The organism is Simiduia litorea (assembly GCF_042853465.1).
Classification (GTDB): domain Bacteria; phylum Pseudomonadota; class Gammaproteobacteria; order Pseudomonadales; family Cellvibrionaceae; genus Simiduia; species Simiduia litorea.
Genome location: NZ_AP031497.1, coordinates 194,610 through 210,413, shown reverse-complemented (window position 1 = coordinate 210,413; position 15,804 = coordinate 194,610). Strand labels below are relative to the sequence as shown.

The 15,804-nt window shown below is 48.1% G+C and carries 14 protein-coding genes; 5 read left to right on the top strand and 9 right to left on the bottom strand.

All coding sequences use genetic code 11. The annotated features are described in order from the left end of the window. Window positions 1–6: 6 nt before the first annotated feature. The 4 genes from ACGHTT_RS01030 to ACGHTT_RS01015 are packed head-to-tail and all read right to left on the bottom strand — an operon-like array spanning window position 7 to window position 3,254. Entirely contained in the window at window positions 7–438 is a 432-nt protein-coding gene (locus tag ACGHTT_RS01030; RefSeq protein WP_390592965.1) for a hypothetical protein, read from the bottom strand. A 51-nt stretch (window positions 439–489) separates the two neighbouring features. Beyond that, a complete protein-coding gene (locus ACGHTT_RS01025; protein ID WP_390592964.1) occupies window positions 490–960 on the bottom strand; it encodes an LEA type 2 family protein in 471 nt (156 codons plus the stop codon). A gap of 40 nt (window positions 961–1,000) precedes the next feature. Then, entirely contained in the window at window positions 1,001–2,548 is a 1,548-nt protein-coding gene (locus tag ACGHTT_RS01020; RefSeq protein ID WP_390592963.1) for an AbgT family transporter, read from the bottom strand. 31 nt (window positions 2,549–2,579) lie between these two features. Continuing rightward, entirely contained in the window at window positions 2,580–3,254 is a 675-nt protein-coding gene (locus ACGHTT_RS01015; RefSeq protein WP_390592962.1) for a tRNA/rRNA methyltransferase, read from the bottom strand. Between the two features lie 116 nt (window positions 3,255–3,370). On the opposite strand from ACGHTT_RS01015, the gene pyk reads away from it, so the two are divergent. From pyk to ACGHTT_RS00995, 4 genes are all read left to right on the top strand, one after another. Continuing rightward, the gene (gene pyk, locus ACGHTT_RS01010) at window positions 3,371–4,786 is read left to right on the top strand and encodes a pyruvate kinase (protein ID WP_390592961.1); all 1,416 of its coding nucleotides are present in this window, start codon (window positions 3,371–3,373) and stop codon (window positions 4,784–4,786) included. An 84-nt stretch (window positions 4,787–4,870) separates the two neighbouring features. Next, window positions 4,871–5,443 carry a glutathione S-transferase family protein gene (locus ACGHTT_RS01005; protein ID WP_390592960.1) on the top strand — a complete coding sequence of 191 codons (573 nt, stop codon included), beginning with the start codon at window positions 4,871–4,873 and terminating at the stop codon, window positions 5,441–5,443. A 96-nt stretch (window positions 5,444–5,539) separates the two neighbouring features. Further along, window positions 5,540–6,241 carry an AzlC family ABC transporter permease gene (locus tag ACGHTT_RS01000; protein ID WP_390592959.1) on the top strand — a complete coding sequence of 234 codons (702 nt, stop codon included), beginning with the start codon at window positions 5,540–5,542 and terminating at the stop codon, window positions 6,239–6,241. Then, on the top strand, window positions 6,238–6,564 hold the full coding sequence (locus ACGHTT_RS00995; RefSeq protein WP_390592958.1) for an AzlD domain-containing protein: 327 nt from the start codon (window positions 6,238–6,240) through the stop codon (window positions 6,562–6,564). Before ACGHTT_RS01000 ends, ACGHTT_RS00995 begins: the two co-directional genes overlap by 4 nt. Window positions 6,565–6,740: 176 nt before the next feature. On the opposite strand, the gene ACGHTT_RS00990 is transcribed toward ACGHTT_RS00995, so the two are convergent. From ACGHTT_RS00990 to ACGHTT_RS00970, 5 genes are all read right to left on the bottom strand, one after another. Then, a complete protein-coding gene (locus ACGHTT_RS00990; RefSeq protein ID WP_390592957.1) occupies window positions 6,741–7,343 on the bottom strand; it encodes a PEP-CTERM sorting domain-containing protein in 603 nt (200 codons plus the stop codon). A gap of 262 nt (window positions 7,344–7,605) precedes the next feature. After that, window positions 7,606–8,610 carry a hypothetical protein gene (locus tag ACGHTT_RS00985; protein ID WP_390592956.1) on the bottom strand — a complete coding sequence of 335 codons (1,005 nt, stop codon included), beginning with the start codon at window positions 8,608–8,610 and terminating at the stop codon, window positions 7,606–7,608. Between the two features lie 451 nt (window positions 8,611–9,061). Next, complete coding sequence (locus ACGHTT_RS00980; protein WP_390592955.1) at window positions 9,062–9,331, bottom strand: hypothetical protein; 270 nt, start codon at window positions 9,329–9,331, stop codon at window positions 9,062–9,064. 714 nt (window positions 9,332–10,045) lie between these two features. Next, a complete protein-coding gene (locus ACGHTT_RS00975; protein ID WP_390592954.1) occupies window positions 10,046–12,403 on the bottom strand; it encodes a YncE family protein in 2,358 nt (785 codons plus the stop codon). A 283-nt stretch (window positions 12,404–12,686) separates the two neighbouring features. Continuing rightward, window positions 12,687–13,589, bottom strand: a complete 903-nt coding sequence (locus ACGHTT_RS00970) for a cation diffusion facilitator family transporter (RefSeq protein WP_390592953.1) — start codon at window positions 13,587–13,589, stop codon at window positions 12,687–12,689. Window positions 13,590–13,851: 262 nt separating this feature from the next. Between ACGHTT_RS00970 and gss the strand changes: the two genes are divergently transcribed. Further along, a complete protein-coding gene (gss, locus tag ACGHTT_RS00965; protein ID WP_390592952.1) occupies window positions 13,852–15,744 on the top strand; it encodes a bifunctional glutathionylspermidine amidase/synthase in 1,893 nt (630 codons plus the stop codon). The last annotated feature ends 60 nt before the right edge of the window (window positions 15,745–15,804 follow it).

Genomic DNA, 15,804 nt, shown 5'->3' with positions numbered 1-15,804 from the left:
ACTTTACTATTCCGCCAACTCGCAATAAGCGCGCATAAATTCCAGACCGGGTGCAATTGTCACGCGCCAAGCCAACTCGACGTGGGCATCATAGTGATCGTCCATTTCCCGCACTGTCGCAATTAAACACTGCGCCCAAAGGGTAAATAGATTACCGGAAATATTAAGCCGCGCGTGTATGTTGGCAATTTTTTCGATGTACGGGTTGGAGCGACGGTCGGACGCAAACGACATTATCTGCATTAACGATAAACTCAACATTTCGTATTGCCGTTTCATATCCGTATTAACGAACGCTTTCGCCACCTCCGGCGAGGCGGCAATAAAGTGATCGTAAAAGCGCTGATAAAAAACGTCCGAGCCACGCGCCATAATGCGCTCGTAGCTGTCGTTAAAGAGTTTATTAAAATCCGGTGATCTAGATCCATTGGATGACATAGCACCTTCCTTTCTTTAACCCGCTAACAGTCGCTCGATATGTTAACGGCGCTAGCGTTGGCCTGTCGCCAAACTACGCGCATTTAAAAACGGCACCGGGCCGGTTTCAGTGACCGATATCGACGGCAATAACGCATTCACGTCGAGCTTAGCGTTGAGCGTATAGTGTAAATTTTCCGGCCCTTTTCTCGTTAAATCGGAAATCAACGAAATAACGCTCATGATATTGGCCGACACTTCCACCGTTACCGGCGTTTCAGTATAGGCCTTAAGTACAGGCACCGCGCCTGAAACGCCAGAAAAAATGTCGTGTCCACCAATGTCGATAGAGTAACTCATGCCGCGCAAGACAATGTCTTCGCTATTGGGGTTTGTCACTTTTAATCCAACCGAAAAGCGTTGCTGAAAGCCATCCGCTGCAATAGGCGTTAAGCTAACCACTTTAATCTCTGGCTTGGTTAACGCCGTGGGTAAACCCGTACAGGCCACCAGAAAAAACGTTGTAAGAACCAACAAACGCATGCTTACTTTCCGTATTAAATACACAGTGAATCCTTTTACATTAGGGGGCATACAAGTAGCTTGATTGAATACCCAATGGCAGCCCAAGCGACCAATAGAGCAACAAAAATGCCGTCCAACAAATGAGCAGCGTGATGGCATAAGGCAACATCAGTGAGATTAACGTACCAATACCAGTACCCTTCACATAGCGCTGCGCATACACAACCACCAACGGGAAGTAAGGCATCAAAGGGGTAATGATATTAGAGCTGGAATCACCAATGCGATAGGCCGCCTGCGTGAGATCGGGCGAAATACCCAACTGCATTAACATCGGCACCAAGATAGGTCCAATGAGCGCCCACTTGGCGGAAGCCGAGCCCACAAATAAATTGACGAAGGCGGTGAGCAAGACGATACCGACAATCGTTACCGAGGCCGGCAAGGCTAGCTCGCGCAAGGTATCCGCGCCCTTTACCGCGAGCAAGGCACCGATATTTGACGTGTTAAATGCACTGATAAACAACGCGCAGAAGAAAGCCATCACAATGTAATAACTCATGCCATCCATCGCCTTGCTCATGGCGTTGATCACATCGCGCGAGTTTTTAAACGTGCCCGCTAAATAGCCATAAACCACACCGGGTATCACGAACAACAGAAAAATAAGCGGTACAATTGAATGCATTAAGGGTGCAGAAAAAGACGCCAGTTCGCCGTTGGGGGCGCGCAAGGCGGACGATTCCGACCAAACCGAGGCCACCAATAAGCCCACACCCAGCGCCATAGCCGCAAGCGCCCAGCGCAGGGCCGCGCGCTCTTTGTGACTAACCTCAGCAAATTGTGGAATGTCTTCTGGGTCGCCATCGATGGGGACTTTTTTCAAGCGCGGCTCGATGATTTTGTCGTTCAAATACCAGCCGATTAAAATCACCAAAATGCTCGAAGCGCTGGTAAAGAAATAGTTATTCAGCGGGTTGATTTGAATCACAGGATCGACGATATGCGCGGCACTTTGGGTAAAACTCTGCAACAATGGATCGATGGCCGAGGGCACAAAGTTAGCGGAAAAACCGCCCGAAACACCGGCAAATGCCGCTGTAATACCCGCCAAAGGATGGCGCCCCATGGCGTAATAAATAACCCCTGCCAATGGAATCACCAACACATAGCCTGCATCGGTGGCGGTGTGACTAACAATGGCCACTAAAATCACAATAGGCGTTAATAAAAATTGCGGCGTGCGGTCTAACACGCGCTTAATGCCGGTATTAATAAAGCCCGAGTGCTCGGCCACGCCAACGCCCAACATCGCCACCAGCACCACGCCCAAGGGCGCAAAGCCGGTAAAAGTTTTCACCATATTGGCCAGAAATGTCGCCAGCGAATCGCCAGTGAGCTGATTGTTCACCACGATGGGCGCGTTGGTGCGGGGATCAATCTCACTAAATTCGAAATTCGATAGCAACCAGCTCAGCGCCCAAATAATGAGTAGCGAAAAGAAAAATATCATCGCTGGGTCAGGTAGCTTATTGCCCGTGCGCTCAATCCAATCAAGTATTTTTTGTAGTTTTGTGTCTTGTGGTTCGATACTGGTATTTTGCACCGATGGCTCCTTATGGAATGAATAAAGGCATTCAGAGTTTAAGTAACTTGTCGCATAAGCTATGTAGAAAACCAATCGCCTTAGCGTTGGCCTGAGGCAGCACTTCCATGGCCCAGCGCGCAAGCTTAGACGTTTCGTCATAGCCTTGCTGCGCCAACACAGCCCTCACTTTACTCCGTAGCGCCGCGTATTGCTGGGTATCAGGGCATACTATCGAATTGGGCTGCGCATGCAAACCTCGCAATTCATAGGCATACAACATCACTGCTTGCGCCAAGTTCAATGAGGGGTAGGGTGCGGGCAGCTCAATATTCGACACCAGATCGCACAGGGCCAGCTGAGCGTTTGACAAGCCAGATTCCTCGCAACCAAACACGACGCCCACCTTCTGCGCGCAGCCTTGCTTGCTGCCCAATAAAGCGCTCAATTGATGCGCTGGCGTTAGGGAGCGCCACTGATGACGCGCCTTGGCCGAGGTACCAATCACTAGATCCAGGTCCAATAAGGCCTCTGCAAGGCTAGGGTACAAACGGGCGGCATCAAGAATGTCGCCTGACCCGTGGGCCACAATGCGGGCCGGCTTTTCGAGGTGAGCCTGGGTATCCACTAAGCGTAACGCCTCAAAGCCCATCGTCTTCAAGGCGCGGCAACTGGCGCCAATATTTTCTGGCACCGCCGGCGCCACAAGAATAAAAACTACGTCCATCCTATTCACCCACTCAATGCTGGCTATTCTTCTGCCTTAAACAACACGCAGGGTATTCTGTCAGCCCTGCCGGTCTGCTAGGCTTTGCCCACAACCTTGGCGACGGAAGCCACCCCATGCGTAAAACCAAAATCATCTGCACCATCGGCCCCGCAACAGATAGCTTTGCCATGCTCAAGAGCTTGGCGCTCGCTGGCATGAATGTCGTGCGCTTGAATATGTCACACGGCGATCACGCAAGCCACACCAAAGTGATTAACGCCATCAAGCGACTAAACAAGGAGCTACCGCAGCCAGTGGCGGTATTGCTCGATACCCAGGGCCCAGAAATACGCACGGGCGAACGAGACAACGACCTCAACTTGCAGACCGGTGATATTATTTCCGTGGTCGCACGCGGCACCCAAGATGTTGAAGAACACTCGCTCATGGTCAACTACGCAGACCTTATCAGCGATATGGATGTGGGCGATAAACTCACCGTAGACAACGGCTTAATCAATCTAGAAATTTTAGAAAAACACGAGCGAGTTATGCGCTGCAAGGTCATCGATGGCGGCGTATTAAAAAGTAAACGCCACGTTAACTTACCTGGGATTCGCGTTAACCTGCCCGCCATCACCGAGAAAGATCGCAGCGACATTCTGTTTGGCATGGACATGGACGTGGATTTCATAGCCCTCTCCTTTGTGAGAGAGGCCAGCGATATTGCGCAACTAAACACGCTGCTGGGCGATAAAGCCGGCAAAATAAAAGTGATCGCGAAAATCGAAAACCAAGAAGGCGTGGAAAATATCGACGCCATTATCGACGCCGCCGATGGCATTATGGTGGCGCGTGGCGACTTGGGTTGCGAGGTGGATTTCTGGGAGCTGCCCAACATTCAGCGCCGCATCGTGCGCTCCTGCGCACAACAGGGTAAACGCGTCATTGTCGCCACCCATTTGTTAGAAAGCATGATCGACAACCCCATGCCCACGCGCGCGGAAGTAACCGACGTTGCCAACGCTGTGTATGAAGAAGCCGATGCTATTATGTTGTCAGGCGAAACCACCGTGGGTAAATACCCGGTAAAATGCGTGGAGGCCATGCACAACATTGCCATCACCATCGAGAAACACCGCGGCTTAAATTTTACTGCCGATCTCGAAACCCGAGACCACAAACAGAACTTAGCCGCCAGCGCTGTGCACTTGGCCGAATCGCTCAGAGCTAAGGCAATTATCGTCATCACCCGGCGCGGCCGCATGGCCAACTATGTCACCAATTGCCACCCACAGCACTCGCCGATTCACGCCTTTACCAACGACGGCAGAACCCGCCGGCAACTGGCACTGAACCGTAACGTGATTGCCCATAAGTTAATGTTCAGTAAAGACCCAGAGAAAACCTTAAAGAAAGCCTTCGACCTGTTACTCCTTGAAGGCTTAAAACCGACCGACCAAGTGGTGGTAATTTCCGATACCCTCGGGCATTACGATGCCGACGCCGGTGTTGGCATTGAAGCGATTCAAGTAAGAACGCTCGGCTAGCCCTGGGTTATCAATCATTGGCACGCTTACCCGGCGCGCCAGAAACGTGATATTTTATCGTTATTTTTCGACAAAAGGTGCGCCATGAATTTATACGGATCAAACACCTCGCCCTATGTTCGTCGCCTACGTGTATGGCTCAGCAATCGTGAGTTCAATTACATTAACATCGATATTTTTTCCAGCGACGGTAGAGCCCTCTTAAAGAAAAAGAACCCAACGCTTAAAATCCCGATGTTTGAAGATGGCAATCAGATTGTTTTCGACTCCAACGTAATCTATCGCTACCTCGAAGAGAAATTTGACACCCCGCACCTCACTTGGGACGAGGAAAACCAGCTCACCATGATTAACGCGGCCAGCGATTCGCTCATACAACTATTGCTGTGCGACCGCTCAAACCTCGATACCCATGCCGACATCATGTTTTTCAAACTCCAGCGCGAGCGGCTGCACGAGTTGTTTGAAGAGCTCGACAAGCAAGTGGACCAAGGCCTGTTTAACAACTGGAATTACGCCAGCATCAGCCTTTATTGCTTAATTGACTGGGCTGAATTTAGAAAACTCTACGATCTAAAAGCCTTTAGCCATATCAATAGCTTCCACGCGCAACACGCCAAAAGGCCTGACATTGTCGCCACAGATCCGCGTGCTTGAGGCAAGCTGTAACATTTTCTAACGCGCAGGGCTAACATAGCCGTGCATCAATTAACGTTGAGAGCCTTTGGCTGTTAACGCAACGGTTATGAGTGCATGTTTAACCGCAATATTTTTCTCAAGGGCGCTCTACACGGCAGTCCTTTTCTGCTCGTGATCGCACCCTTCGGCTTGCTGTTTGGCGTGGTCGCCGCCGAAGCGGGGCTGAATATTATTGAAACCCTAGCAATGACTGTTCTGGTTATCGCCGGCGCTTCGCAATTCACCGCGCTGGCATTGCTGAGCGAACACGCGCCAACGCTGATCATTATCATCGCCTCACTGGCGGTGAACCTAAGAATGGCCATGTACTCAGCCGCATTGGTGCCGCATTTCGGTGAGGCGCCCATGCGCTGGCGCGCGTTCGCGGCCTATTTCATGATTGATCAAACCTTTGCCGTCGCCGTTAAACAATACGACAGCACGCCCGAGTGGTCCTACGCTGAAAAATTATCCTATTACTTTGGCAGCGCCGCCATTGTTTGCCCCGTATGGTATGCCTGCACCTACTTGGGCGCAGTCATCGGCGAAACAATTCCGAAATCCTATTCACTAGATTTCGCCATACCCATCTGCTTCATCGCCATTATCGCGCCCATGATTCGCAATCTGCCGCACTTAGTCACCATGCTGGTGTCCGTGACTGTAGCGCTGAGTTTAAGCTGGTTGCCATACAACATCTGGCTGTTAATCTCAGCGCTCGTAGCCATGATGGCAGGCGCGCAAACGGAATACTGGCTAGAGCGGCGCAACCCATGAATACCCATGTAGAAATTTGGATCATCATTATCGGCCTCGGGCTCGGCACCTATTTATTGCGCCTGTCTTTTTTAGGTTTTGTGGGCGATAGGCCCATACCCGAGTGGATCTTGCGCCACCTGCGCTACGTTGCCACCGCCGTTCTACCCGCACTCATCGCGCCACTCATACTCTGGCCTTCAGCCACCCACGGCGAAACCGATCCATCGCGCTTAATTGCCGCAGCGGCAGCGTTTTTAATTGGCTGGTATTTTAAAAGTGTCGTGGGGGCAGTTTTTGCAGGGATGGCGGGGTTGTATGGAGCGCAGTATTTGTTGAGTTAGGCCCTAGCTAAACATAGCGCGATTCCACACTTGCCCAACAAGCTATTCATACTTGCTAATTCATTTTTAGTTTAGCGATCCAATCGTGCGCGCCCTTAATCCACAACACCTGTGGACATCTGGAAAGCAAAAAGCCATCCCAAAGGATGGCTTTTACGAGACCTTTTAGGTTCGGGCTATGCCGTTTGTTTTTTGCGGCGCGTCCAGCCAATTCCAATGAGGCCCAAACCAAATAACGCAAGAGTGGATGGCGCTGGAACCTCAACTAAATCACCGATAACCAGAGTCAAGCCATCGGTAAGACCCAGTTCATTATTGGAAAATGGCCCTAACGTATCGAAAAAATACGTTCCAGCAACAAACCAAGAATAGTCAATGTCAGCAACCAAGCTACCATAAAATTCAATGGCGTCACCCGCATTAGCGGCAAGCGCACCGCTACTCCGCCCTATAGCGAGCTCCCAGTCAGCTCCGCCCGCGGTACCGTTTACATAGAAGCCATTAATCGCCCAGCTTCCGCTACCCACATCGTAACCACCAGCGCCACTTAAGACGGAAAATTCACCTGAACCTTTTGAATGATCCCCCGCAACAGCACCGTATTCATAAAGGTCGTTGAACCAAATACCATTATTAAATTGGCCTGAGGAGGACACGATATCGGATCCACTTAAATCAAACTGTGATTTACCTGAGCCATTGTCAGAAATATTGATAATGAGCCCAGCGGTTGCTTGCAAACTAACAAACAACAAAATGAAAGGTAACAATTTATTCATAACGACAATTCCCTAATGTCTATACCGACTTTTATTGTAGATGGACGTGAAAGCAAAAATCATACCGTTACGATATATTCCTTTATTATCAATGAGATACACAACTGCGGGACGAGGGTATATAAGCTTAATGTAAATTATCCCGACACAACGAAGCCTATGATTTAGCACTTCCTCGTGACAGCGATGACAAGCCATAGCGCCTCAAAGAGGGGCGCGCGTTAGCGACATTCAGCCCGAAGGGCGATTGTGCTTGGCCTTGTTACGTGTGCGCATCTTCGACTTCTTGCAACCTGTCATACCAAGCCCAAAGCTCCTCAAAGCTTGCAGACATTGGTAATGGATTGTTTTCAATGAATTGCGCATTAAGAAACTGATTTATATAAGCTTCGCCTGTTCGCCTCGGGTGATTTGCTATCCAAGAATTGTAAAAACTATTTTCAACTCGATAGTGGTGACTATGAATGAACGGCGCCCATGTTGCTCTAAGATCATCTTCATCTCTGACGTCAATAACCTCAAATTCTTCCATATTTCTGCTGCCTACACTCCCCCAAGCTTTTTTTAAGAGTGCAATCGCACTGGCGTCAGATGTTGGGGCACCATAACCAAATATGGACACCATATAAGTGTGCTTTAATAGATCTGCCAAAGTTGCCCATTGACGAGATATGAATTCGTCAAGGTGGTAGTTTTTTTCACCAACAGGATATAACAATTTCGTGCGGATCAATTGTTCGCCGCATTGATGACATCTAGTACCGTTATTTCCCATCATATGGTCATCAGGGCAATAACCAACTTCGACATTACCATGTAAAAATAATGTGCGAGGTAAATTAAAACGAGCACCATTCCTTCGTATGGCTTGCACCAGAAAAGGGTCCCAGTTAAATGTAGCTATAAAATCTTTGTTTCGAAGCGATAGAACTAAATGATCATAGATCGTTGGCTCGTCTGGCAACTCCATTTTTTGGAAGTAATCATATACAGTATTCTCTAACTCTTCTCTTATATCTCCTAGCTCTGGTCTTACATGTATCTCAGAGTAGATGTCTTCAAAGTTAGTGGACGAAAACGCTAAACCTGTACGAGAAATTAGTTCCTCAATACCCAGCGTTTCAACGAAATTATTCATTAAAGGTAGCTTGCGACCGTTTTTGTCGCCTTTAGGAAATGCTGCATAGCTCGCTCCTGCACCTAAAATAGCTACATGAGGATTTCTCATTTCTATCTGTTTTATTTCTTCTTCTGCAGATACTTCCATAACTTTCCTAGTACACGTAACGCCGGTGGCAAGGGCGGGATGCGATTAGCGCCGAGTCCATCAGCGATAGCTGCGACTTGGTAGCGTTTGTGATTTAGCATGTGATCTGAAAACCAAAAAGTGTACGAGCATTACAACAACCCACCCAGCGAAAGCCACCGTATGAACACCAAACGCAACAAGCGCCTCCCTCATTGAGAGCGAACTAAATGAGAAATAGCTTAATCCAATTAATGTGGACCAACAAAGCACAACTATAAATGGATGGTAAGATACTGCTAGCAGCACCTGACCTAGAACATTATTCACTTCAGATCCCGTTAGGACAATAGCTATAGAAGATAGCGCATTCGCAAAGACTGAAAGAATAATAACGGTACGAATTTTCATCATTACCTGATCACATAATGCCTAAAGCAACCGAGCGCGTATTTTGCGCGTCGGTTTTCCTTTACTTGTTAACTGTATTTTTACACCTAAAACCACCGTTGACTGATGGTAGCACTGTGTTTGTTGATCCTTTGCCAGTAGCTTTATCAATAATATGCACATCACCAAACCCGCCCTGGGTCACTACTAATTCTGTACGTTCATAATTATCTCTGCCGCAAACTTCTTCAACCTTCAGAAACCATGCCCGCCTTGCTTCATCAAGCTCAGATGTATTGTTAACTACAATCTGCAATGCATGATCCCCATTCTTTAACGTTTCATAGTTCATTGAATGCGCCTGACTAGTGTCAGAAAAAGCAAGCAATGGAAACACAATACTTAGGAATCTTGGCAATTTCTTCTCTCAGCAGTTAACGCTTAGTATACCCACCTGTCGGTTTAATCTGAAAACCTAGGTCGGGTCAGTTTAATTTCTGAAATCAGGTAATTATGCAGACATGTCGGTATCACCTTCCCTGGTTACCGTTTTATTTTTTATCGAATATATTGTTTTTAGGTGTCGAAATCTAGCTTGATTTATTCAACTCACATTTCATTTTTCAGGAAAGGCTCAATAATATTGTTATCGCGCGCTTTAAGCTCTCATTAACTTACTGAATTTACTCATTTTAATTCTATTGGCGAGCGCTAGACATTTAAATTTGGCAGGAAGATGTTTTAGGCGCCACTCCCGCATTGACTACCAACCTAAGCTGGCCTTGTAGTTGAGCAACCCAATAGGTGAATAGTATCGACGTTGTTTAGCTATAGATAGATAGCCATGGCAGGCTGCTAAAGTGGTGTGAGTAAATTTTATGAAGTGCCGTCACGGTGGAACTGCCTAATCAACTATGTTAAATCTTTGGATCGGTATTTGGCGTGGATGTCTATGTGTTGTTAATTCTATCTGGCCCCATTAAATTCATGGCAACTGTAAACGTGGAAATAACGCTGTTCCCTCACGTTATTTCCACATTGAAGCCATTAGTACAAATCGTGCAACCTAGCGACTAATAGTTACCTTATCGCCAGACAGTCTATCTACCATTACGATTGCGCCGGTTACACCATCTACTATGTAAAGCACATTTTTAGAAGGGTCATATTCAAGGCCTGCTGGCGCGATGGAATTAATTTGCGCGCCGTTGCCGACAGATTCTGAAGTCAACATCGAACGTTCACCCGTCACCGTGTCTATGGTAATGATATGGCGTTCATTTACATCGGAAGCAATCAATTTCAAGCTGGCTGAGTCAAACACAATATCCCTTAGATGGTTTATTGGAACTCCTTGCCCGCTGTTCTTGCCGCTGACTTCAAATTGGTTGCCTGACATTAAATCAACGCTAAAAACACCATCATCTAAGCTATCTAGCAGAAAGGCTGTGGCATCATCGTCCGCGAGAGTAAGGCCAAGGACGCTGGTATTTGAATCACTGATCGTTGTTTCGATATTGCCACTGAGATCTAACTGATAGAAACGCCCACTTACCGCGCCGATATAAACATTAACTCCATCAGGGCTGAGCTTAAATGCGTACCCCTCAATTGAGGGCGCCAGTGTAGATATATCGCCGCTACTTGTATCTATCGCCCATAGATCGATACCTAGAGCAACGAGGCGATCCTCGATTGGGTCGTAGTTAATATCGGTGATGTCGCCGTTAGCTAATAGAAAATTTGTGTTTTGATCAACCAATACAGCCCTGTTTCCGTCGATCAAATTAACAGCCGCTATACCCCTATTAATATCCTCATACGAAACAAATGCAGTTCCCCCGGCAACGTCTAGTGCAATAGCTGTGGCTCCTTTTAATGGCGTACCGCTCCCTATATGCAGCTCGGCTAATAGAGTTTCAGCGGAATATGTGCCTGCGTTAAGTTTAACTACTTCACCGGTATTTTGATGCGACAGAAAGATTTCGCCGGTGTTTGTAATAGCTATCCCGTTTAATACTTCAGAGGTATATAAGGCATTGTTGTCATCTAAATTTACAAGCGTTGTTGTATTTCCTGTGGCTAAATCTAATGCAATAACCATCTCGTTGCGGACGTAAAGTATCCTATTATTAGGCAGATCGAGCACTGTTTCGGAAGATTTTGAATTACTACTATTAACATTAGCAGTGGAAAATATTGACCTCTCCCCAGTTAGAATGTTCACAGCATATACATCATGCAAACCGTAAACGAATATTCGATTATTTGTCTCATCCAGATCAAGCCCCGCAGCGAAGGTAGATTGGGGGAGATTTGGGCCCGCTCCGGTGCCAATTCCAGTAATTACAGTTCTGTTACCTGTGTTTAAGTCCACGCTAATTACTGCAGCGTTTCCGGAATCTATGACGTATGCTTTGGTGTTGTCTGCGGTAAGCTTAACGTCTGTACCTGAAACAATGGCAGGCCCGACACCCCTTGATTGCGCAGATAAAATCGTCTGCTCTCCCGTGTTTATATTTATAGCGGCAAGAGCGCTTTCAGATGGACTGAAAAAGACAAGGCGATTATTGCTTAGGTCAACTTCAAGGCCTTTTGCCCCGGGCAGCATAGTCCCATTGTGCGCTGATGACACTAATCGGTGACTACCACTAATTAGATCTAGTGCGTGTACTCGCCTATCAGTCGTCCCGAAAAGGTACAGTATTCGACTTGATTGCTCATAGGCAATTTGCCCTGCTGTAGGAAGAATGGGTGTATTTGTAATACTTACCTGACTTTCAATTTTGCTACCATCGACGAAGTTTATTAGTAGCGGAATTTGATTGCTTCCCTGATTCAAATCTACCGTTACATTCCAGCTGCCAGTTTCTAAATCTAGAGTTACGGCTTCATCTTTTACAAAAAAACCAACAACTTGATCTAATGATCGTTGCGAACCTTCAACCCGTTCAATTTTTCCGCGAAATACAAGTTCATTGCTTCCATCGGCATTTGAGCCGGATTGAGGGAAATTAATTCGATTGAAAAACTCAGAAGAGGCTGGGCTTACTACCTCGAAACTTGAAACAGCTAGAGCTGAAGATGTGTTGCCCGCTCCGTCGGTAACTAAAACTTCGCAGCCTGTGTAGTTGCCGGGCTCGAGCTGGCTAAAGGTAACGGTGTTGTTACCGCTGACTGCATTGGTGTTAGTTGACCTACATGAGCCCCTATATGAAATTCGCCCGGCTTCGTTGCTACTGAATGTATAGTACGGCTGATTGTTGATAGTAGGTGTTGAAACTGGTGCGACTTCAGCCAATAGGGGTGCAGTAGTGTCGCTCGAATTGTTATTTGTAGGTGTTGACCCTCCGCCACCACCACATGCAACGAGAAATAAGATAGTTATCGAGATTAAAGAAAGGTTTTTGAAAAAATTCGCCATAATAAAGGGTTCGTTTTTGTTATTCGTAATGGTGGCGCATGCTAACGACCACCCGCAATTCTGTAAAGCTTTACGGAAAGCAATAAATCTGCTGATTGGCAGAGTGGTCGTATATCAGGCGAGGAATGCATTGACATGCCATCATCACCTTGCTTGATGGCGGCACACATTTTACAGAATATATTGCTTTTGGGCGCCAAAACCTAGCTTTAGAGATTTTGCTCTGCACAGTTAGCTAGTTCAGGTAATAACTCTCGATTCTGAATCTCTAGGCGATCACCCACTAGTAGATTAAGGTTTTATCCTTAACAAACAGAATATCCATCACTATTTCCGGATTCCATTCCTTCATCTGTGCGCTGCTCTTGCGCCGAATGTCATCGAGCCGTTCTATGGAATGTATTTCAAATTCATCAGACACCAGCACGTGCACCAGCAGGTAGGTATTGCGGCCGCGTTTGTTGACGCGGTATTCGATCAGGTCGTGCGGTACGTGGGCGAGGGTTGGGATGAGCCGCTCGCCTATTTCATCCACCACATCCGATGGTGGCGCCATCACGATGACTTCCCGCAGGCTGTTGAGGAATATTTTGCCGGGAATAGGCAGCGCTAGCGCGACGATGATCATTAATAACAGTGGGTCTACATAGGGCGCGTAGTGTGCATAGCTGGATTTTGAAATTGTCCAGGCGAAGATAAAACCCAATAGCACCGAGGCACTTAAGAGTGCGTCTACAAACCACGCCTTTGATTCCACATTGACTAAATCCGAACGGCAATCGCGGCCGTATTTGCGCAGCAGCATGGCCACAATGAAGCAGCCGGAGGTTGCCAACACACCGTACACCACGGCCCAACCGTATTCGGCCTCGGTGCCACCCGACAAAAAACGCTGTAGGGCCTCTACCGCCGCGTACACACACACCACAATGGTGATGAGGGATTTGAACAGATTGAGCGTTGGCTCTAGGGTGGTGTAGCCAAAATGAAAGTTGTCGTCGTCGGGTCGCTCGGCCAGCTTGGCGACTTTAAGGGTTAACAGCGCGGTGGCGAAAGATACCAGTGAATAGATGCCGTCAAACAGAATAGCGTCTGAGCCGGTGTAAACGGCGAAACCCAAGGCGAGAGCAACAAAGAAGACGACGCCGAAGAGGGATATGCGCAGCGCCTTTTGCTCTTTTCTCATACGTTTTTCTTTCACCACACCTCTCCCCTAAATTCGTGACGTCGACAGTGTAGAACAGCTGCTCGTAGATTGAACTAACCCAACTGTAGAACACCTTAGTGCTACTCTCGCTAAAACACGGCGTTATGACGTAACGCACGCCTGCTAGCTAACTCTAACGCGGCAAGCAAAAGGTTAACACTCGTTGTGGTTTTTTCTAAAGCGACCTCTTGTAGATAAATAACAAATTGCCGATGATGCGAGCCACCATTGAGGTGCATTTATGTCTGATCAAGCCCCGCTAGTACCGGAAAAATTTGGCACGCTGTTAGGCTACGCGCCTGGCCAGGTTGCTATCTATTCATCCCATTACCCGAGCGCCGATAAACGCGAATACCCATCGCGCGCCGCCTACCGCAGCGAGCTGGATGGCGTTTACATGGGTTATAAATGGCAGTGCGTGGAATTTGCCCGGCGCTGGCTTTATGTAAATTACGGCTACGTGTTTGACGATGTCGCCATGGCCTACGACATTTTCGATTTGCACCACGTAACGCGGCTAGCAGATAACGAACTATTACCACTGCACTCCTTTGCCAATGGCAGCCAGCGGCCACCGGAGTCCGGTTGCCTATTAATTTGGCGCGAGGGCGGTGAGTTTGAAGTCACCGGCCACGTTGCGGTGGTAACCGATGTATTCGACAATTGCATTCGCTTCGCTGAACAAAATGTTGGCCACATGAAGCTGCCGGAGCATCAACATTGGTCGCGCGAGTTACCGCTATCCCGCGCCGCAGACGGTGGTGTTTATATTGATTCATCTTTTCCAAACACCCAAGTGCTCGGCTGGGTGATTCAAACCGCCGACAGCCAATATGCTGCGCCCCGCACCATTCGCGAGCCAGCACTGTTTAACTTGAACTCTCGGCTTGCCCCCATCGGCGGGCAGCACACGCAACCTTGGCTCAATCCACAAGACAAAACCGAGGCTGCCTACATCAACGCCATGCACGGCCATAGATTAAGTTCTTCAGAGAATGCACAAGAGCAGTATCGGTATTTTCGATTGTCTGAAACTGCCGAGCAAGAATTAACCCGCGCCACCAATGAACTGCACTTAATGTTCATGCACGCCACGCAAGCGGTGCTACAAGACGATGCGTTGCTCGAAAAATTTAATATTCCAAAAAGCCTGTGGCCGCGCTTGCGCAAATCCTGGGATAACCGCAAAGGCCACATGATTACCGGCCGATTTGATTTTTGCGTCACAGAAAAGGGCATTAAGGTTTACGAATACAACGCCGACTCGGCCTCTTGCCACACGGAAGCGGGACGCATTCAAGGTAAATGGGCCGCGCACTTTGGTGTGACGGAAGGCTCAGATCCGGGCGCAGAACTCGCCGCGCAGTTGCAACAGGCCTGGGCCAGCAGCGGCATCGACAGTGTGCTGCATATTTTGCAAGACACAGATTTAGAAGAAACCTATCACGCGCAATTTATTCGAGCCGCAGCCACAGCAGCTGGCATTCGATCAAAAGCTGTGAAGGGCATGGCCGACCTTCGCTGGAATGATGCCGGCGATATTATTGATACAGACGGCGAAGCCATTCGCTGTGTGTGGAAGACTTGGGCGTGGGAAACAGCACTGGATCAAATTCGGGCCGAATGCGAAGCTGACGATCGACATCCGCAATTGCGCCACGCCGAAGATGAACATCTCGCGCCGCGCTTGGTGGACTTACTGCTGCGCCCAGACGTGATGGTGTACGAACCCTTTTGGACGCTGATCCCCAGTAATAAAGCCATACTACCGATTTTGTGGCATATATTTCCCAACCACCCCTACCTATTGAATTCACAGTTCAGCCTAACCGATGAACTCGCCAGCCAAGGCTATGTGACTAAGCCCATTGCCGGGCGCTGTGGTTCTAACATCAGCTTGTTCGATAAAAATGCGCAAGTTTTAAAGGAAACGGAAGGGAAATTCGACGCGCAAGATCAGATTTATCAAGCGCTGTTTAAACTGCCGGAAATAGATGGCTATAAAACCCAAGTGTGCACGTTTTCAGTGGCGGGAAAATACGCCGGCGCCTGTGTAAGGATTGATAAATCTTTAATCATTACCACCAACAGCGACTTGCTGCCGCTGCGCGTGGTGGACGATGAAGCTTTATAACAGGAAAAGATTGTTAAAAAATCCTCCATAAAAAAGCCGCGCATAGGGCGCGGCTTTTTT